Below are 18,937 nucleotides of genomic sequence, written 5' to 3'. Positions count from 1 at the left end.
TCAGTAACCTTGAAACAAGGGGCGCAAACTCATTCTTTCTCAGTCCATCAAGGCAGCGTCAGCGTCACGACGTAATTGCCAGTCGTTATCGGGTGGCCGTTGTTGTCCGTGAGCAGCAGGCGCTGGTCGTAATATTTTTCCTGCTCGTGGGTATCGGCAATCATCTTCACGAATACTTGCTGGCGCGGCTCACCCCGCCCAGCCGCACTGACGTTGGTCACCGAGAACATCTGACCAGTGCTCGCCTGCGGACAATCAAGCAGCTCGAAAGAAGCAGAAGCACGGCTGGCGCCACTCGCCATGCAACTTGCCTCGACAATCTGTCCGCTGAAGCGAATCACTCCGCTGACGGGCGCAGACTGGGCCGCGCTGACGGTGTCAAAACCAAGCAGGCAGAGACTGGCAATCAATAAAGGACGTCGAATGATCATCGCGAAACTCCATGGTTATTAACCAAGGTATCGCCCGTTGCAAAATGATCTTTAACGTCCCCCTTCATTACAAGGCCAGTCAGCAGGGCCCTGCGCCAATACGGTTACAGCTCGACACGTTTGATTTTCTTGATCAGATCAGCTTGTGCATGCTCAAGCTTCAACGCGCTGCGATTGATATCCAGTGGATCGATGACCGGCGCTTCGCACTCGGCCTCAAGGTCGTTACACGCCTCGATGACCTGATGCTCGGCGACGATGCGCGCCGCGCCCTTGATCCGATGTGCCAGGTCAGCCAACAAACCGGGATCGCTTTCGGGTATCAGCGAATGCAACTCCTCCAGATCCTTCTCGCAACTAGACAGCGCCTCGCGCAGCAGTTCTTTCATCATGTCGAGATCGCCTCCGGTGAGTTCGGTCAGACGCTCGCGAATCGACCCCAGCTCCTTGATACTCGCCGCTGGCGGGCTTTGAACCGGCTCGGTTTCGACATTCTTTTCCCAGCCGGCAAGCATGGTCGACAAGGTGCTGAGGCTGATCGGTTTGAACAGACAGTCATCCATCCCCGCCTCTCGGCATTTCACTTTTTCTTCCGGCTGCGCGTTGGCTGTGAAGCCCAAGACGATACACGGCGCGCCACCACTGTCGCGTTCGTCCTGGCGGATGGTGCGGGCCAGTTCATAGCCGTTCATGACCGGCATGTTGCAGTCCGTGATCACAATGTCGAACGGCTCCGAGCGCCACAACGCCAATGCCTGCGCTCCATCGGCAGCATCACGCACCGCCTGGCCAAGAAAGCTGAGCTGCTGCGTCAGCAGCAGACGGTTGGCGCTCTGGTCATCCACTACCAGAATGCGCAGCGTCGGCACTGGCTTGTCCTGGACAACCGAAACAGGCAGCACCTTGCCGCCGAGCGGACTGAGGATATTGAAGAACAGCGACACTTCCAGGCAGGTGCCCTTGCCCAAGGTGCTGGTTATATTCAGTCGCCCGCCCATCAACTCGCACAACGAGCGTGAAATCGCCAACCCCAGACCGGTGCCGCCCCGGTTCGAGGGGCCGTGATTGGCTTGCGAAAACGGCTGGAACAGGTTCTGCAGATCAGCGCTGGAAATGCCGATGCCTGTGTCCTCGACTTTCAAGTCGACCTGCAACCGTTCGTCAGCAAGGCGTTGGCCGCGTATTGAGACGCTGACATGCCCGGTATCGGTAAACTTGATGGCATTGCCGACCAGGTTCGAGAGCACCTGCTGGAAGCGCATCGGATCAACCAGTACGTCACAGCCGACAGTGGCGTCGATATCGAGCTTCAACACCAGACTCTTCTGCCTGGCCAGGCCGTCGAACACCCGCGCCACGGACTCCACCAGTTCGCGCAGGTTGGCGCGTTTCGGCGAAAGACTGACGTGCCCAGACTCGATGCGAACCACATCGAGGATATCGCCGATCAGTTCCAGCAGGCCTTTGGCCGAGTCGTAGGCCACTTCAATCGCCGGTCGATCGAAGTGGCCCTGCTCGGCGCGCTTGAGTGTGAGTTCAAGCATGCCGATCACGGCGCTCATCGGCGTACGGATTTCGTGGCTCATGGTCGCCAGGAATGTGGTTTTGGCGCGGCTCGACTCATCGGCCAGCTCTTTCGCCGAACGCAACTCTTCGATCAGTTCGCGGCGCTCGCTGATGTCGATCCAGCCGCAGATCACGCCTCTGACTTCGCCCGTCGTGTCGTGATAAGGCTGGATCCAGTGATAAATGATCAGCCGCGTTTCACCGACATGCAGCGTGCGATCCACCTCGTAAGGTTCGTCCCGCTCGATGACACGCAGATAGTCATCGTGAAATTGCAACGCTTCCTGGCGATTGCGCTTGCCGCTTTCGAGCACGGTCTTTCCGATCACGTCCTTTTCCAGCAGGCCAAACGTCTGCAGATAATTGTTATTGCAGGTGACAAGCCGGCCTTCCCGATCGCGAACGTAAATGGGATGCGGCGTGCCGTTGATCAGCGCCCCCATGAACTTCAGTTGATCGCCGAGCAAGCGCTCTGCCCGACTGCGCTCGCGGATCTGCCGGCGAATATAGAAATTCCACGCCAGCGATCCGAGGATGATCAGGAATGCGCCAGCGCTGATCTGGTAGATCAACGTCTTGTAATCGCGCCACGACAAACCCGAGAACGCAGCAATGGGACGCCAACGGTTGAGAATCACGTCCAGCTCATCGGGTGGAATGCTCAACAGAGCCTTGTTCAGAATGCTGACCAGTTCGGTATCGGCGCGTCGGGCGGCGAAGGCGAGGAAACCCTTGTTCATGCCGACGATGTTGGAGATGCGCAAACTGTCGCTGTAGATGTGAGCGATGTAGTAACGCGCACTGTGCAACGTGGTAATCATCGCGTCTGCTCGCCCATCCTTCACGTCAGCCAGAGCGCCCAGCACTGTTTCGCTGTCGACAATCTCGATGTCGGGGTAATCCTTGAGCAGCTCACGCTCCGCCGAACTCTCGGGGACGGCGACACGCTTGCCGCGTAGCTCCTGCAGGCTTGACGGCGCGCCTGCGTCCTTGGCGGTGACGATCACAAAGGGACTGGCGAGGAACGGGTGGGTGAAACGCATACCGACTTCACGGGAGACGGTTGGCGTCAGCAACGAGATATCAGCGCTGCCATCCAGCAGGCGTGTGCTCAAGCTGGAAAAACTGTCGGTGCGCTCTACATCGATCTGCAAACCAGTGCGCCGCTGAATCAGTTCCAGCAGATCGGCGCCGATTCCGCCAAAGTTGCCATCGCCATCAAAGAACGCAAATGGCGCTTGGTCGTCATTGATCACGAACCGCGCGACCGGGTGCAGCTCAAGCCAGCGTGCTTCGCCGGGTGTCAGATCGATACGTTTGGGTGTCAGTGCCCCGCCGCCACCGGACCAGCGCTTGGAAATTTCGGCTATCTTGCCCTCACCCATCGACTCGATGACCGAGTCGATCAGACGCAGCAGTTGATCATTACCTCGGCGCAAGGCAAAGCTGAAACCGCTGGTTTGCGTTTTGACGAAAGAGTGCAGGCGCACATAGTTGAAGTAGTTGAGATTGATAAGATAATTGCTGGACACCGTGTCGCCCAGAAACAAATCGACTTTGCCAAACGCCAGCGCGGCCAGTGCCAACTCGTTCGATGGGAAAAGTACGAACTCGGCGTTGGGGTACAAGCCATGCAGCTGACTGGATGGCAGGTAATCGTCGGCAACCGCAATACGCAAACCGGCCAGATTGGCCGGCATCGGTCGACGATCATCGCCGCGCATGAACATTGCCGGCACGTCTTCGACATAAGGTTTACTGAGCGTGACGAGGCCGTCGATCAACTCGAAACTGTTGGAGCTGCCCAACATATCGATGTCGCCGCGTTCAAGCGCCGCCATGGCGTCGCGACGGTCAGGATAAGCCTTGACGGTAACTTCGACATGCAAGGCCTGGCCGATAATGCAGGCAATGTCGGCGGCAATCCCCTCATAACGCGTACCGCTTGCGGTCATGACATAGGGCGGAAAATCCGGAAGCGCCGATCCCAATACGAGGCTGCGTTTCTGCCGTAGCCAACTCCAGTCTTCATTGCCCAGATCGACTTGCACCTCCTTGCAGTCCGATCGACCGAACACCTGCAGAGTGCGCGGCTCTGCTGCCCACAACGACCCGCTACCGAACACGAAAAGCACACTGACTAGCAAAACACCGCGCAACAGATGAAACATAAGCGAGTTATCCCTGGTTGTCGGCTGTCAGGCTGTGCTGCAACTTGAACAGCTCTGCATCACCACGAATGCCAAGCTTTTTGAAAGCGGCCTGTTTTTGCCCACTGATGGTTTTGCGACTGCGCGAGAACTTCAAAGCGATCTGCGTCACCCCCATACCCTCGAGGCAGCAGCGCAAGACTTCTTTCTCTTTCGGCGACAGCAGAGGATTGCTCAGAAAATCGTCGCTGTGCGCCGCGCCGTCATCATTGCTACCAGCAGGCTCATCGACTGACACAGGCAGCACATCAAGTTCGAAGGCCATTGCCTGCGACAGGTACAACTGGCCGGACGCTGCGCAGCGGATGCCGGTGATCAGGTCATCGACTGGCTGGGACTTGCCGAAGAATCCGCTGACGCCCGCTCCGATCGCCATGTTCACTACTGCCGGGCGCTCTTCGGAGGATGAGACGAGGATGCGCATGCCCGGATATTGCTTGCGCAGCAGGCGAATCAGATTAAGCCCGTCCAACTCGCCATCGTGCAGCTTGTAGTCGAGTATCAGCAGGTCGATTTCGGTCTCGCGCAATCCAGCGAGCAACTGCGCACTGCTCGCGTACACGCCCACGACACTGAACTCGGCTTCGCGCGTCAGCCGCGATTTCATCGCCAGACGTATGAGCGAGTGATCATCAAGGATGGCAACGCGTAACGGATTCACGACTGACCAATGCATGAACAGCTCCATGATGAGGAGGGTTGAAGGATCATCAGCACTTGGCAGCCGCAGCCGATCCCGGGCATCACCGAAGCATTCAGGTGCATCTGATTGATTTCTCGTCACATGATGATTGTTTTGAAGACGTGACGAAATAGGGCTTTGTCCCAAAAGTCAGACCGCGCGTGCGGATCAAAGGTCGGACGTGCCTATTGCCCGGCGCCAGGACGATTTTTGACCCTCGAAACGCCAATCGACCAGGTGCGCCCAATTCATGGGCCGGGCATAGAAGAAACCCTGCCCCCACTGGCAACCGAGTCGAGCCAGGTGATGAACCTGATCTGCGGTTTCAATGCCTTCTGCGACCACTCGCATGTCCAGCTCGCGCGCCAAGGCCAGTGCACCGTGGATAACCGCACTGTAGCGAGCCTGCTGGAAATTCTGCACAAAACCGGCGTCGAGTTTGATTTCGTTGAACGGCATCTGACACAGTCGCTCCAGCGAAGAGTAGCCGACACCGAAATCATCGATCGCCAGGCTGAAGCCGAGCATGCGCAGACGCACCATGTTTTCCATGCTGATCTCGGGCATCTGCAGCAGACCGGTTTCCGTCAGCTCGAATATGAGCCCGGCTGGCGAGGCGCCGTGAATGCGCAACAGCGCCTTGATCCGGTCGACGAGATTCGGGTTGGCCATCTGCGTGACGTCGAGATTGAAGGCGAGCTTGAACGGCTTGCCGTGGGACTGCACGAAACGCTGCAGACTCAGTCCTTGCGTGAGCAGGCTGAAAAACATTTCGTCGAGCAGTCCGCAACGCTCGATCGTTGGCAGAAACATACCCGGTGAAAGCAACCCGCGACTGGGGCTTTGCCAGCGCACCAGCACCTCGGCGCCATCCACCTCACCACTGCGCAGGTGAAACTTGGGCTGGAAGTACGCGCGAAATTCCTGCCGGCGTATCGCTTCGAGCACTTCGTTCTCCGTAGGCTGATCGAGATGACTTTCCGCGAGTTTGGCATCGACCTGGCTGTTCGGCCGATAGCGAGCCAGCAATGGCGCCAGCACATCGACCATCAAGGGCTTGCCGACACTGCCAAGCAATTCCAGGCCCTGCAACGTGACAATTCGATCGACCGTGCGTAACAAGTCTTCAGGCAGTGAACTGCAGATGATCACTGCGCGAATCAATCCGGCCTCTCTCGCCAGGCGCAGAAAGGTCAAACCATCCATCCCGGCCATGCTCAAGTCACACAACGCAACGTCCACACCTCCTGCCTGGGAGATCAAAGCCAGCGCATCCTTTCCGTCAGCCGCCTGAAAGATATTTTTGTAACCCAGACTGTTAAGCGCGCTGACCGCAGCCGTGCGCTGGAAGGCGTGATCTTCCAATACCAATATACGAAGCGTGTTCACAAACCGGGAACCTCTTTCTATCAGCCATTAATAGCGAAAAGCTTGAATCATCTTCCAACAGAAAGATTGCTCACAAACTTTGCATTGACTGAGAATTTCTGCGTCCGCGAATACTAATCAGGTAGAGCTCGCGCGACTTTGAGAATTGTCTCATTTAGTCCACTGTACTTTACTGAGAATATAAATACGCACTTCCGATATTGCCGCTTTGTTCGCACTTGCCACGCTTTAAGACAAATCTCAAAGACCCATCACTATCACCGACCTAACATGGCCTGGCATTTCAATGCAGCACTTCACAATAACTTCGGATATAAACATGAAAAAGTTCGCTTTCGCAGTACTCACTCTTTCCGTACTGGCTGCCTCCACTGGCGCACTGGCTGAAGAAGCCGCTAAAGCCGTCAAGGGCGGCAGCGGTCAAATCAGTTTCACCGGCGTCATCAACAACGACGCGTGCTCGGTAGATGGCGCTTCGGGTAACGACAAGATGATCGCTGTGGACATGGGCAGCGTATCGATCAAAGACATGGGCACCGATTCTGCCCCGGGTGCTGGTCGCGTGGCTGCCAACGATTTCAACCTGAAAGTGAACTGCAACGCCGGCACCAAAGTGTCGATGCTGTTCAAACCAACCGTAAACGGTGGTTCGGGCCTGGTTGATGGCAAGAAAGTTCTCAAGCTGCAAGGTACTGATGCGGCCAAAGGCGTAGGTATCGCGCTGCTGGACAGCAACGGCCAGTTGATCGACCTGAGCTCTGAAGCCACTGCCAAAGTACAGACCAGTCTGACCGGCGACGGCACCACTGGCGGCGACGGCACCCTGTCGTTCGCAGCCGCTTACGTCACCACCGGCGACAAGACCACCGCTACTGCAGGTACCGGTAACGCCACTCTGCCGTTCGTTCTCGAATACGAATAAGCAGCACGCAATACCTGGACGGGGCCGCTGTGCCTCGTCCTTCCCCACCAGATCAATCGGTGAAAACTATGTTAAGTCGCTATTTTCCGCTGTGCCTGGGGCTTGCCGGGGTGTTGATGACGCACTCGGCATTCGCCAGCATCTCCTTGAGTTCCACCCGGATCATTTTCGATGGCGCGCACAAAGAGGCGAACGTCACCGTGCGCAACGGCGGGCAAACCATCCTGGCGCAATCGTGGCTGGATGCCGGCGACACGGCTGGCAGCGCGCCGCCATTTGCGGTGACTCCACCGCTGGCCCGACTCGAACCCAATCAACAGCAACTGTTGAGGATTCTCTATGAAGGCCGCGGCATGCCTGCAGACAAAGAGTCAGTGGTGTGGCTGAACGTGCAGGAAATCCCTCAGGCCAGCGCTGCCGATGTCAATACGCTGCAACTGGCGGTGCGTCAGCGCATCAAGGTGTTCTTCCGCCCGGACGGACTCACCGGTGACGCTGCGCAAGCGCCAGTGCAACTTGTATGGCAATTGGTCACGCAAGCTGGCAAGTCGGTACTGAAAGTAAAAAATCAAAGCAATTACCACGTATCGCTGGCCGACCTGAAAGTCGCCGCTGGAAATAAAGCGGAACTGGTGATTGATTCGACAATGATCGTTCCGGGCGAAGTTCGTTCGTTCAATTTGAAAGCGTTGCCATCCGGTTCTCCACGCCTGACTTTTTCGGCCATTAATGATTACGGCGCACAACAACGATTCGATGCACCACTCAGCGCTACCGAAAGTCATGCCGAGCGCGTGAAAGATGCATCCGCCCAGTAACTTCCTCGCCCCACCCCGCCAATTCACAAGCTATTTACGAGTTCCGGACTCCGGTTGAAGCAACACGGACTGATAAGGCAAATTGCATGTTCTCCTCCCAACACCACACATCTTCAAGTTGTGTAAAGCATCACGTTGTGCGCCATAAAAGCAAAACGGCGTTGGGCTGCCTGCATCCATTGTGCTTTGCCATCAACATGGCCATTTGTGGCTTCGCCATGGGTGCCGAAGCCCCGGCCGCGGTAGCGGGTGAAGCGTTCAATACCTTGTTTCTGGAAGGTTCATCGGCGGTCGATCTGCAACCTTTGTTGAATGCCAACAGCGTTCTGCCAGGCCGATATCGCGTTGACGTTTTCAGCAACGGCACGCTGGTCGGGCGTCGCGACGTTGATTTCGCGGCCAACCCGCTCAACGGCAAAGTCGAGCCACGTATCACCCTGGAATTGTTACAGCAGCTGGGTGTGGACATGAGCAAACTGCGTGAGCAAGGTCTGGTTGATGAGCAACGGCCTGCCGATCACTACGATCTTGCGTCGATGATCGAGCAAGCCAGTATCAGTTTTGACGCCAACCGCCTGCGCCTCAATATCAGCGTGCCGCAGGTTGCTATGGCACGCGGCATGCGCGGCTATGTTGACCCAGAGCTTTGGGACGATGGCGTGGCCGCCGGATTCATCAACTATCAGTTGAGCAGCACCCGCAGCAAAACCGATTACTCGACGCAAATCTCCAATAATCTGGGGCTGCGCAACGGCATCAACTTCGGTGCCTGGCGTTTGCGCAACGAGTCCAATCTGAGCAGTGCCACCGGCCGGCCCAATCGGTTTGTCAGCAATCGCACGTTCATCCAGCGCGACCTCACGGCGATCAAGGGGCAACTGAGTGCGGGTGAAATATTTTCCGATTCGGATCTGTTCGACAGCGTGCGCTATCAAGGCGTCAAGGTGGCCTCTGATGAGGGCATGCGCGCAGACAGCGAGCGCGGCTATGCGCCGATCATTCGTGGCGTGGCTGAAACCAATGCGAAGATCGAGGTCCGCCAGGATAACTACATTCTTTACACCACCAACGTGCCGCCGGGGCCGTTCGAGATCAGTGATATCTATCCATCGGGTTCCAATGGCGATCTGGAGATCACCATTGTCGAGGCGGATGGTCGGCGCAAGGTCACCCGGCAGGCGTTCTCCGCCTTGCCGACGATGGTGCGTGAGGGACAGTTGAAGTACAGCCTGTCGAGCGGCAAATTCAACAACAACAGCGAGGGCTACGACAAGCCGGCCTTCCTGGGCGGCACTTTCGCCTACGGTCTGACCAGCAACCTGACAGGCATTGCCGGCATTCAGGCCAGCAATGGTTTCAAGGCGCTTTCCGTCGGTGCGGCGAAGAACACTTCGATTGGCGCGATGTCGCTGGACGTGACTCAATCGTCCAGCAAGGCATTCGGTAAAACGACCCAGGGCAGCAGCGTACGCGCGCTCTATGCAAAGACCTTCACCGGCACCGATACCAGCTTCACCCTCGCCGCCTATCGTTATTCGACCGAGGGTTACCGCACGCTGACCGACCACGTTCAGGACACCAGCACCGGCGCTACGCGGCGCGCAGGTAACGCCAAAACCCGTACCGACCTCACGGTCAACCAGACCCTGGGCGAAGCGCGCCAGTACGGCTCGCTGTACTTGAATGCCAGTGATCAGCGCTATTGGGATCGCGGCGGCTCGCGCAGCTTCTCCGCCGGTTACAACAACAATTGGCGCGACCTGAACTACAACATCAGTTTGAGTAAAACCGAAGAGTTCGGCGCACGCGGTGACACCACTCACGACACCCAACTGAGCGTTTCGATCTCATTCCCGCTCGGATCGACACCTCGCGCACCTCGCGCCTACATTTCCAGCAATCATCAGAATACCGGCACCAGTACACAAGCCGGGATCAATGGTTATCTGACTGAAGACAGTGACACCTACTATTCCGTACAGACCGGGCGCAGTGTGCAAGGTGATCGCTCCGGCTCACTCAGCCTGAGTACCCGTACAGCGATGGGCGATCTGGGATTGGGCTACAGCCGAGGCAGCGGTTATGAATCACAGAACCTGAGCGCGGCCGGATCGATCGTGGCTCACGCGGGGGGAATCAACATGGGCCAGACCGTCGGCGAAACATTCGCAATGGTGGAAGTGCCTGGCATGTCAGGGGTAGAAGTCAGCAGCTACTCCGGCGTGAAAACCGGCCTCAACGGCTATGCCGTCCTTCCAAACGCACAGCCCTATCGCGTGAATTGGGTGACACTGGACACACGAAATCTCGGCGGTGACATAGAGCTGGACAACGCCACTCAACAACTCGTACCGAGACGAGGTTCAGTAGTGCTTGCGCGCTTCGAAGGCAGCAAAGGGAGACGGATCCAGTTCGAACTCTACGATGCCGAGGGCAAACCCCTCCCATTCGGAGCCGTATTGATGGACGCCGAAGGTAAACAACTGGCACTTTCCGACCCCACCGGCAAGGCGTTAGCGCTTGTTACCAAAGATCAAGGCATCATCACAATCAAGTGGCAGGGCAAGAGTTGCCCCGCCCCCTACAAGCTTCCAGAAAGGCTAAAGGATTTGAACTATGAGCATTACCGGCTTTCTTGCTCTACCAGCGTAGACACATCGAAATAACACGTTCAATTCTTCAATCTTCAACATCAAGGCTCTGATTTATTCAGAGCCTTGTCGTTTCTGCGCGTCTAGCCATGGCGCATAAAAACAAGACAATTCCTATATCCACACGCAGAAGACTCATTACCATAAAAGGCGTAGTGAGCACTCACGCGCAACCGTGTGAGATCAATAGCCCCACCGCCCTATAGGCGAGAAAGCCAAGAGAATTAGCCATGCCAAAAATCAGTGCAATGAGCGTAACCATCTATAAGAAAAAACCAGAGAACAACCAACACATAAAATCAGATTCGCAAAATCATCTAGCACTTACGAAGAAAACCACAAGCGACGACAAGATTAGAATTGAGTCCAGCGAAGAAGGTGTTAATACGGTCAAACAGCCTATTAGTGCAGTCGAGCTCATAAAAAAACAAATTGCCGAGATACAGCAACAACTTGCAACTCGCAGAGCAGAGCTGGCTAAAACCGAAAGAATGAATATGCCAGAAGAAGAGAAGGCTCAAAGAACAATCGAGATTCAAAATCAGATTTCTGTATGCGCTGGCAACCTCCACGCGCTGCAGGCAACATTGATCCAAATGACACTCAGCGTTGACACACACGCTTGAAATCCCCGCCGATGGCCGCACAGGCACGGGCCAACGCCTCATGGCGCGTCGCAAAGCGACGCGCCGATGTGTCCCGAGCCTACCGATCAGCAACTGCCGGGCGGGATGCCTTCCTTGTTAAAATCTTTAAGGCGCTTTTGCTCTTCCTCTGTGGAATGCGCCGGCGTCGATTGATCCGGTACTTCTTCCTCTGGAAATTGTGCTGTTTCTTCAGTCATTGCTTTGCCCTCGTTCTGGTTACTCATTCGGCATCGGCCGAGGGCTGGCAGTTCCAAAACTTCGCACCTTCTCCCTCTCGGCGAGCAAGTGCTCTTAAGTCTCTGGATAGCGCAACCTCACCCCCATTCGAGCTTCGTTGCAAAGCTGGTTACGACCAAAAACCCTTGTGCGGCTCAGCCGCCTCCCCCTCCAGCATCGGCCCCAACACACTGACCTTGCGCTGCCCCTTGGCGAACACCTCGCGGCATGGCAGCGAGAACGTCGGGTTCTCCGGATGGTCACCGGTCAATCCCAGTAACGCATGCTCCGACAAGGCATAAACCACCCGCCCGATCCCGGTCCAATACACCGCGCCGGCGCACATGCAGCAAGGTTCGGCGCTGGTGTACAGCGTGCACAGTTCCAGCTCTTGCGGCGACAGCAGTTTTGCCGCTGCGGCGGCCGCCACCAACTCGGCATGCTGAGTCGGATCGCCTTGCGGCGGCATCGAGTTGTTCCCCGCTTCGACAATCACCTTGCCGTTGCGATCCGCCACCAATGCCGCGAACGGATGGCGACCGCGTTGTTTCGATGCCTCGGACAAGGCGATGGTCTGGCGCAGCAAGGCCAGATCAAGCTCGCTGACGCCGGCCGGAATGAGCTGAGTGAATTGATTCATGGGTAACTCCTGGGCAGTGGAAAACAAAAGTCAGTCGGCCAGTTCAGCGCCGATGGTTTCGGTCGATTTTTTATCGTTGTTGAGCAGGATGTTGAGGACAATGGCGGTGATCGCGCCGAGGAAAATCCCGCTGTCGAGTACCAGTTTCAGCGTTGGCCCAACGTGTTCGAACAGCGCCGGAAAGGACATTGGCAGCACTCCGACACTTACCGATACGGCGACGATGATGCCGTTGCGAGTGCCCTCGAATTGCACCCGCGACAGTTCTTGAATGCCCGCCACCGTGGTCATGCCGAACATGACGATCGCACAGCCGCCGAGCACCGGAGTCGGTACCGCGGCGATCAAAGCACCGAGTTTCGGGAACAAACCCATCAGCACCATGATTGACCCGGCGGCGGCCACGACGAAGCGGCTTTTCACGTTTGAGAGCGCAATCAAACCGGTGTTCTGGGTGAAGGCGTTGTAGGGAAAGCTGTTGAACAAGCCGCCGAGCATGGTCGACAAGCCGTCGGCGCGAAACGCGTTGCCGAGGGTTTGTTGCGTGGTCGGTTTTCCGGTGAGTTTGCCGATCGCCAGGCAGTTGCCGGTGGTCTCGGCCATGATCACCAGCATCGCCAGGGTCATGATCAGAATCGGCACCGGCGCGAATTCCGGCGCGCCGAATGCCATCGGCGCGCTCAGCTCAAACCACGCCGCTTCGCTGACCCGATTGAAGTGAGTCATGCCGCAAGCCGCTGCGATCAGACTGCCGACGAACAAGCCAATCAGCACGCTGAGGTTGCCGATGAAGCCCTTGAACTTGGCGTAAATTACCAGCGTTACGCTGACCGTGGCCAGGCCCAGCAACAAGTTCGCGGGATTACCAAAATCCGCCGAGTCGGGATTGCCACCGCCCAGCCAGATCGCCGCTGCTGGCATCAGCGAGATGCCGATGATGGTGATCAGACTGCCAATCACCACCGGCGGAAAAAACCGCAGCAAGCGGCTGAACACCGGCGCCAGTGCAATAGTGATAAAGCCTGCCGCGATCACCGCGCCGAAAATCTGACTGAGGCCGAATTCCTTGCCGATCATGATCATCGGCGCCAGGGCAATAAACGAGCAGCCCTGAATCAGCGGCAGCCGCGCGCCGAACTTCCAGAAACCGAGGGTTTGAATCAGCGTCGCCACGCCAGAGGTCAACAAGTTGGCGTTGATCAGCAACACCACCTGCGCCGAGGTCAGCCCCATCGCACTGCCAAGAATCAGCGGCACCGCCACCGCTCCCGCGTACATCACCAGCACATGCTGCAAGCCAAACGTGAACAACTGTCGCAGTGGCAAAACCTCGTCCACCGGATGAATGCGTTGTGTGGTCATTTCACACGCTCCTGAAGGTGCGGCATCTGTTGAGATCGCGGGCATGCTCAGGGGCGTTTGAAAGTCAGATCCGCCCCGGAGATCGTTTGACGCGGGGCCATATTTGAACGTTTATTGCGATGAAACAAATTAGCAACCATCGCTTTTTTCGATGGCACAATCAGGCATTCGTTAGCCGCTCCAAACCTTCATTTTCGACCGGGAGTTCACCGCTTGCGCTTCTCACTCGATCAACTGTTGATGTTCGTCCAAGTGGTCAAAAGCGGATCGTTTTCCGCCGCCGGGCGCAAACTGGGCAAGACTCAATCGACCATCAGCGCGGCGATTGCCAACCTCGAAACCGACCTTGGCGTCGACCTGTTCGACCGCAGCAACCGCAGCCCTGCCCTCACCGCCAGCGGCCACAAATTGCTGGTGCAGGCCGAAGCCGTGCTCGAACGCTGCATGACCTTCGAAGCCCACGCTGACTGCCTTTCGGACAGCGTCGAAACCAGCCTGACGCTCGCCATTGAAACGCCGTACGGGCCGATCATGCCGGTGCTCAAAGCCTTCGAAGCCGCGTTCCCCTTTGTCGACCTGATCATCCGCCATCCGGTTTACGGCGACGTTAGCGAACTGGTCAGCAGCGGCGAAGCGGTACTCGGTGTGGCGTTCTCACAGCCCGGCTATCCCAAGGAGCTGGCGTTTCAGCAACTGGGCAAGCTGATCATGCTGCACGTCTGCCACCCCGACCATCCATTGGCGCAACTCGATAACGTCACGTTCGACGACCTGCACGTCCATCGGCGCCTGGCCTTCAGCGCCCACGCGAGCAAACTGCCGAGCAGCGAATACCTGCGCTCGACCCAGTTGTGGCAAGCGGAAAGCTATCTGGCGTTACTGGAAATGGTCCGCGCCGGGCTCGGTTGGGCCACCCTGCCCCGCCAGCTTGTTCAGCGTGAACTGGCCAAGGGTGAGCTGGTGGAGCTACAGCTCTCGGCGTATCCGCATACCGACTGGCAGATTGGTGTGGATTTGCTGTGGGCGCGGCAGCGACCGCTGGGCAAAGCGGAGCGGTGGCTGAAGGAGAAATTGCAGGGCAACAAGGTGTATGAGCTGGATCGCAACGGGCAGATCACCACCCTTTGACGTGGGAACAAAGAGGCCCGCCAAAGCGGGCCTCGATTGCAGGCGTTGTCACTACGCCAGTTTGACTGTTTCGGTCTGAACCTCGTGCTCAGGGCGGATCTTGAACCAGATGGAATACATCGCCGGCAGGAACACCAGCGTCATGATGGTGCCGACGAACGTGCCGCCAATCAGGGTGTAGGCCAGCGTGCCCCAGAACACCGAGTGTGTCAGTGGAATAAACGCCAAAATGGCCGCCAGCGCCGTCAGCAGTACCGGCCGCGCACGTTGCACAGTGGCTTCGACCACGGCATGGAACGGGTCCAGTCCTTCCAGCGTGTTGTGATGGATCTGCCCGATCAGAATCAGCGTATTGCGCATCAGGATCCCCGACAGCGCAATCAACCCGACCAGCGCATTGATGCCAAATGGCTGATTGAAGATCAGCAGCGTCGGCACCACACCAATCAAGCCTAATGGCGAGGTGAGGAAGACCATGATCATCGCCGCGATCGAACGCACCTGCACCATGATGATCAGCAACGTCATGGCGATCATGATCGGCAGCAAGGGCAGGATCGCCTTGCCCGCTTTGCCGGATTCCTCGATGGCGCCCGCCTGCTCGATTCGGTAACCCGAAGGCAGTTTTTCAATGATCGGCTGCAATTGCTTGAGGATCTCACCCGACACATCCGGAGGCTGCAAACCTTCGGCAATGTCGCCACGCACAGTGATCGTCGGTGTGCGGTCGCGGCGCCGCAGAATCGGATCTTCCATGCGCACATCGACCTCGCCGATCTGCGACAACGGGATGCGTTGTCCCGCCGCGCCGACCAGAGTGAAGCCTTTGATTTGCGCCGGGTTGAGCCTGATATTGCCAGCGGCACGCCCAACAACCTGCACAGAACGAATATCCTCGCGCACCGCGGTGATCGGCACTCCGCTCAGCAGGAACTGCAGTTGCTGGGCGACCGCGTTCGAGGTCAGCCCCACGGCTTGCAGGCGGTCCTGATCGAGATTGAAATGCAATGTCGGGGTCAGCGGTCCCCAATCAGTGTTCACCGTTCTCATCATCGGGCTGTCTTGCAGCACGCCGCGGACCTGCTCGGCGATGTCGCGCAACTTCGCCGGATCAGGCCCCATCACCCGGTAGGCAACCGGAAACGGCGAATAAGGACCAAAGACAATTTGCGTGGCCCGCACACGAGCCTCCGGCGCGAGGCCTTCAGCAACCGCTTCACGCAAGCGCAACTTGAGGGTTTCGCGTGCTTCCTGACTGTCCGTCAGCACGACGATTTTGGCAAAAGAAGGATCGGGTAATTCTGGCGCCATCGCCAAGAAGAAACGTGGCGCACCCTGGCCGATATAGGCCGTGACGATTTTTGCCTCATCCTGCTTGTGCAACCAGGCTTCAACCTTGGCGGACGCGGCGCTGGTCTGCTCGATCGAGGTGCCGTAGGGCATTTGCACCTCGATCATCACCTCGGGGCGGTCGGAGGTCGGAAAGAACTGTTTCTTCACCAGCCCCATGCCAGGAACCGCGACGAAAAACAGCGTGACCACCGTGCCCGCCACCAGCCATTTGCGAGCGATCACCGCGGTCAGCAGCCGGCGGAAACGGTTGTAATTCGGCGTGTTGTAGATCGCCGCGTGGCCACCTTCAACCTTCTTGATGTCCGGCAACAACTTCACGCCCAGATACGGGGTGAACGCCACCGCAACGACCCAGGAAGCGATCAGTGCGATGCCGACAATCCAGAACATATTGCTGGTGTACTCGCCGGCAGTGGACTGGGCAAAACCGTTGGGCAAAAAGCCGATCGCCGTCACCAGCGTACCGGACAGCATCGGTGCCGCCGTATGGCTCCAGGCATACGCGGACGCTTTGATGCGATCGTAGCCCTCCTCCATTTTCACCACCATCATTTCAATGGCGATGATCGCGTCATCGACCAACAGCCCGAGCGCGAGGATCAATGACCCGAGGGTAATCCGATCGAAGTTCTTGCCGGTGGCGGCCATCACCACGAACACGATCGCCAGGGTCAACGGCACTGCGGCGGCGACCACCACGCCTACTCGCCAGCCCATACTCAGAAAGCACACGAGCATGACCACCAGCAGCGCGACAAAAAATTTGACCATGAACTCGCCGACCGCCGAGTCGATATTGACTGCCTGGTCGGTGACTTTGGCGAGGGTCATGCCCAATGGCATTTCCGCATTGATCCGCGCGGTCTCCGCATCCAGCGCCTTGCCCAGATCGAGACCGTTCCAGCCCTCGCGCATCACCACACCCAGCAGCAGCGCGTCTTCGCCGTCATTGCGCACAACAAAGGTCGCCGGATCTTCGTAACCGCGTTCAACCGTCGCCACATCAGAGAGCTTGAGCGTGCGGCCCTGCACGGAGACCGGTGTCTCGCGAATTTTCTGCACCTTGTCGAAAGCACCGTCCAGACGCAGAAACACCTGTGGCCCATTGGTTTCGATGGACCCGGCGGGCGTCAGCACGTTCTGACTGTTCAGCGCGGCGAAGATGTCCTGCGGCGACAAGCCGAGGGTCGCCAAGCGGTCATGGGAAAATGAAACGTAGATGCGCTCGGCTTGCTCACCGATGATGTTGACCTTCTTCACCCCCGGCACGTGCAGCAGACGCTGGCGCATGGCTTCGGCATCACGCACCAGCAAGCGCTGCGGCTCGCCTTTGGCTTTCAAGGCGAACAGCGCGAAGGTCACGTCGGAAAACTCATCGTTGACCATCGGCCCGATCACACCGGCCGGCAGCCTGATGGCTTCATCGTCGAGTTTCTTGCGTGCTTGATAGAACTCTTCCTGCACTTGCGAGGGCGGCGTGCTATCGAGCAACGACACCATCGTGAACGCCAGTCCAGGGCGTGTGTAGGTTTCCGAGCGGTCGTACCACTTGAGTTCTTGCAGGCGCTTTTCAAGGGGTTCGGCGACCTGATCCTGCATCTCTTGCGCCGTCGCGCCCGGCCACGCGGTAATCACGGTCAGCTGCTTGACCGTAAACGGTGGATCTTCCGCACGTCCCAACTTAAAGAACGACAACGTCCCTGCAACAGCGATCAGAAAAATCAGGAAAACCGTGATTGCCCGCTCGCGCACGGCGATGGCCGAAAGGTTGAAGCGCCCCTGACTCATGGACGGCTCCCGGCAACGCTGGCTTCGCTCATCTGCGGCAACCGTACTTCTTCGCCATCGCGCAGCAGATGGGCGCCCAACGCTACAACCTGCTCACCGGCAGCGAGGTCGCCGGCGATGCGGGCCGAATCATCACTCAACCCCAGCACCTGAACCGCTCGCCAGGTCACTGTTGCCGGTGTTCCGGCGATCAACCACACACCTGGACCTTTACCCGCGTCGTAAACAGCAGCGATGGGAACTTGTAAGGCCTGTGTCTGGGAGGCGCCCTCGGCAATGCTGAGGGTGACGGTCGCACCGATCGGCGCGTTGGCCAACGGTCCTTCGAGCACATAGCGCGCTTCGAACGTGCGCGTTGTGCGGTCTGCCGAGTCCGAAAGCAGCCGCAGTTTTGCCGTGACAGCCGCTGAATTCATGCCGTAGAGGCTGGCTTGCGCGGTGGAGCCGACAGCCGGGCGCAACGTTTCGGGTAGATGCACGATGGCTTCGCGCTGACCTGCACGGGCCAGGCGCACCACCGGTTGTCCCGGGCTGACCACTTGTCCTGGCTCGGCGAGCGTTTCCACCACTACGCCGTCCGCATCAGCGACCAGCAGCGCATAACCCGAGGTATTGCGCGCTACATCGGCTTGCGCTTGCGCGGCGTTGAGCTGCGCTTTTGCAGTCTCCGCGGCGGCTCTGAACTGATCGTAGGCTGATGCCGAAATGGCGCCAACGCCGACCAGTTTGCGATAGCGAGCCTCATCGTCGGCGGTCTGTTTGGCGCTGGCGCGAGCAGCGATGACCGCCGCCTGCTGCGCCCGCGCTTGCAGTCCGAGGTCGATCGGGTCGAGACGCATCAGCGGCTGCCCGCGCTTGACGACCTCCCCCGTATCAACCAGACGTTCGAGCACTTTGCCCGATACGCGAAACCCTAGGTCGCCCTGAACGCGCGCCGCCACGACACCGGTGAAAGAACGAGCGATGTCAGGTGACGCTTGTACCGCAGCGGATCTGACCAGCGGCGCCTGTGTACGGGGATCTGCAACACTGGAAGATTCGCCACAGGCGGTCAGGGCTAGAGGCAACAAGCATGCGGCAATGGGGAAAAGTCGGAGCCGGCGCATAGGTTCACTTACTGTGGAATAGGATGAT

The 18,937-nt window shown here is 58.0% G+C and carries 14 protein-coding genes; 5 read left to right on the top strand and 9 right to left on the bottom strand.

Annotated features, from left to right (window positions below; all coding sequences use genetic code 11):
• Positions 1 to 47 precede the first annotated feature (47 nt).
• The 4 genes from CCX46_RS14950 to CCX46_RS14935 all read right to left on the bottom strand — a co-directional run bounded on the left by CCX46_RS14950 (position 48) and on the right by CCX46_RS14935 (position 6,278).
• Entirely contained in the window at positions 48 to 431 is a 384-nt protein-coding gene (locus tag CCX46_RS14950; RefSeq protein ID WP_077572902.1) for a hypothetical protein, read from the bottom strand.
• Between the two features lie 104 nt (positions 432 to 535).
• Positions 536 to 4,168 carry a transporter substrate-binding domain-containing protein gene (locus CCX46_RS14945; RefSeq protein WP_127927604.1) on the bottom strand — a complete coding sequence of 1,211 codons (3,633 nt, stop codon included), beginning with the start codon at positions 4,166 to 4,168 and terminating at the stop codon, positions 536 to 538.
• A gap of 7 nt (positions 4,169 to 4,175) precedes the next feature.
• The gene (locus CCX46_RS14940) at positions 4,176 to 4,883 is read right to left on the bottom strand and encodes a response regulator transcription factor (RefSeq protein ID WP_034154080.1); all 708 of its coding nucleotides are present in this window, start codon (positions 4,881 to 4,883) and stop codon (positions 4,176 to 4,178) included.
• 174 nt (positions 4,884 to 5,057) lie between these two features.
• Positions 5,058 to 6,278: an EAL domain-containing response regulator gene (locus CCX46_RS14935; protein ID WP_034154081.1), complete on the bottom strand. Its 1,221-nt coding sequence runs from the start codon at positions 6,276 to 6,278 to the stop codon at positions 5,058 to 5,060.
• A 319-nt stretch (positions 6,279 to 6,597) separates the two neighbouring features.
• Here CCX46_RS14935 and CCX46_RS14930 point away from each other — a divergent pair, with 319 nt between their 5' ends.
• From CCX46_RS14930 to CCX46_RS14915, 4 genes are all read left to right on the top strand, one after another.
• The gene (locus CCX46_RS14930) at positions 6,598 to 7,200 is read left to right on the top strand and encodes a fimbrial protein (RefSeq protein ID WP_016986831.1); all 603 of its coding nucleotides are present in this window, start codon (positions 6,598 to 6,600) and stop codon (positions 7,198 to 7,200) included.
• Between the two features lie 68 nt (positions 7,201 to 7,268).
• Positions 7,269 to 8,018 carry a fimbrial biogenesis chaperone gene (locus CCX46_RS14925; RefSeq protein ID WP_127930401.1) on the top strand — a complete coding sequence of 250 codons (750 nt, stop codon included), beginning with the start codon at positions 7,269 to 7,271 and terminating at the stop codon, positions 8,016 to 8,018.
• Positions 8,019 to 8,236: 218 nt separating this feature from the next.
• The gene (locus CCX46_RS14920; protein ID WP_127930400.1) at positions 8,237 to 10,684 is read left to right on the top strand and encodes a fimbria/pilus outer membrane usher protein; all 2,448 of its coding nucleotides are present in this window, start codon (positions 8,237 to 8,239) and stop codon (positions 10,682 to 10,684) included.
• Between the two features lie 215 nt (positions 10,685 to 10,899).
• Positions 10,900 to 11,295: a hypothetical protein gene (locus CCX46_RS14915; protein WP_077572908.1), complete on the top strand. Its 396-nt coding sequence runs from the start codon at positions 10,900 to 10,902 to the stop codon at positions 11,293 to 11,295.
• A gap of 86 nt (positions 11,296 to 11,381) precedes the next feature.
• Here the strand turns inward: CCX46_RS14915 and CCX46_RS31010 are convergent, their stop codons facing one another.
• From CCX46_RS31010 to CCX46_RS14905, 3 genes are all read right to left on the bottom strand, one after another.
• Complete coding sequence (locus tag CCX46_RS31010) at positions 11,382 to 11,513, bottom strand: hypothetical protein (RefSeq protein ID WP_086936038.1); 132 nt, start codon at positions 11,511 to 11,513, stop codon at positions 11,382 to 11,384.
• 149 nt (positions 11,514 to 11,662) lie between these two features.
• Entirely contained in the window at positions 11,663 to 12,172 is a 510-nt protein-coding gene (locus CCX46_RS14910; protein WP_127927602.1) for a nucleoside deaminase, read from the bottom strand.
• 30 nt (positions 12,173 to 12,202) lie between these two features.
• Positions 12,203 to 13,534 (bottom strand): nucleobase:cation symporter-2 family protein, encoded by a 1,332-nt coding sequence (locus tag CCX46_RS14905; RefSeq protein ID WP_077572910.1) that lies wholly within the window; start codon positions 13,532 to 13,534, stop codon positions 12,203 to 12,205.
• Between the two features lie 213 nt (positions 13,535 to 13,747).
• Between CCX46_RS14905 and CCX46_RS14900 the strand changes: the two genes are divergently transcribed.
• The gene (locus tag CCX46_RS14900) at positions 13,748 to 14,662 is read left to right on the top strand and encodes a LysR family transcriptional regulator (RefSeq protein ID WP_127927600.1); all 915 of its coding nucleotides are present in this window, start codon (positions 13,748 to 13,750) and stop codon (positions 14,660 to 14,662) included.
• Positions 14,663 to 14,713: 51 nt separating this feature from the next.
• On the opposite strand, the gene CCX46_RS14895 is transcribed toward CCX46_RS14900, so the two are convergent.
• Together CCX46_RS14895 and CCX46_RS14890 are read right to left on the bottom strand one after the other, a co-directional pair.
• Complete coding sequence (locus tag CCX46_RS14895) at positions 14,714 to 17,803, bottom strand: efflux RND transporter permease subunit (RefSeq protein ID WP_127927597.1); 3,090 nt, start codon at positions 17,801 to 17,803, stop codon at positions 14,714 to 14,716.
• The gene (locus CCX46_RS14890; RefSeq protein WP_127927595.1) at positions 17,800 to 18,909 is read right to left on the bottom strand and encodes an efflux RND transporter periplasmic adaptor subunit; all 1,110 of its coding nucleotides are present in this window, start codon (positions 18,907 to 18,909) and stop codon (positions 17,800 to 17,802) included. The genes CCX46_RS14895 and CCX46_RS14890 overlap by 4 nt, the downstream gene beginning before the upstream one ends.
• Positions 18,910 to 18,937 lie beyond the last annotated feature (28 nt).

This window comes from Pseudomonas sp. RU47, assembly GCF_004011755.1.
In the GTDB taxonomy this organism is placed as follows: domain Bacteria; phylum Pseudomonadota; class Gammaproteobacteria; order Pseudomonadales; family Pseudomonadaceae; genus Aquipseudomonas.
This window is presented reverse-complemented; position numbering and strand designations above follow the sequence as displayed.